Source organism: Oleiphilus sp. HI0067, from assembly GCF_001635735.1.
Window position 1 is genome coordinate 1 of the sequence record NZ_LWFI01000265.1, and the last position, 1,151, is coordinate 1,151.

Below are 1,151 nucleotides of genomic sequence, written 5' to 3' on the forward strand. Positions count from 1 at the left end.
TCGATAGAAATGAAAAAGTTAGGAATGGTCGGCTGGCGTGGCATGGTTGGTTCCGTGCTTATGCAGCGTATGCAAGAAGAGAATGACTTCTCTTTAGTTGAGCCAGTGTTTTTTACGACATCACAAAAAGGTTTACCTGCTCCAGATCTAGGGCAGGGGGAATCAGTATTGCTTGACGCAAATGACGTGAGTGAGCTGGCGCAAATGGATTTCATCATTACCTGTCAGGGTGGTGATTACACAAAAGCGGTTTACCCTAAGTTGCGCGAAAGTGGCTGGGATGGCTACTGGATTGATGCGGCTTCAGCCCTTCGCATGGAAGATAACGCTGTCATCGTGCTTGATCCTGTTAACCGTCACGTGATCGATGAAGCACTATCTAATGGCGTGAAAGACTTCGTCGGTGGTAACTGTACGGTGAGTCTAATGTTGCTTGCTCTAGGAGGTTTGTTCGCGGAAGACTTGGTGGAATGGGTATCACCGATGACATATCAAGCGGCATCAGGTTCAGGCGCTAAGCACATGCGTGAATTGATTACTCAAATGGGTGAGATCAACGAAGCGGTTGCGAATCAGCTAGACAATCCAGCGTCAGCGATTCTTGAAATTGATAAGTTGGTAGCAGAGAAAATGCGTTCAGACGAATTCTCGACTGACCAGTTTGGCGTTCCGCTTGCGGGCTCTTTGATTCCTTATATCGATACGCAGTTGCCGTCAGGCCAAAGCCGTGAGGAGTGGAAAGCAGGTGCTGAAACTAACAAGATTCTCGGTACGCAAGATCAAGCAATCCCAATTGACGGTTTGTGTGTACGTGTTGGTGCTATGCGTTGTCACTCTCAGGCGCTTACCATTAAGTTAAAGAAGGATCTGCCTGTCGAAGAAATTGAGGCTAAATTGGCTGCAGCGAATGATTGGGTCAAAGTAATTCCTAATGATCGCGAAGCATCTATTAACGAGCTTAGCCCAACGGTAGCAACAGGTACCTTGAGTATTCCTGTTGGTCGAATCCGTAAGCTTGAAATGGGTCCTGAGTATATCTCAGCGTTTACAGTTGGCGATCAACTTCTTTGGGGTGCAGCCGAGCCATTGCGTAGAATGTTACGGATAGTTTTGGAAGCTTGAGACTTAGCTTCACTTGCCGATAAAGTCGG

At 47.3% G+C, this 1,151-nt stretch carries 1 protein-coding gene; it reads left to right on the plus strand.

Annotated features, from left to right (window positions below; all coding sequences use genetic code 11):
- The first annotated feature begins 9 nt into the window (after nt 1-9).
- Nucleotides 10-1,122 (plus strand): aspartate-semialdehyde dehydrogenase, encoded by a 1,113-nt coding sequence (asd, locus tag A3739_RS03365; RefSeq protein ID WP_068481142.1) that lies wholly within the window; start codon nt 10-12, stop codon nt 1,120-1,122.
- The last annotated feature ends 29 nt before the right edge of the window (nt 1,123-1,151 follow it).

What these genes read in the sequence shown, in the direction of transcription:
- asd (WP_068481142.1), top strand. Translation starts at nt 10, where the DNA reads ATGAAAAAGTTAGGAATGGTCGGCTGGCGTGGCATGGTTGGTTCCGTG.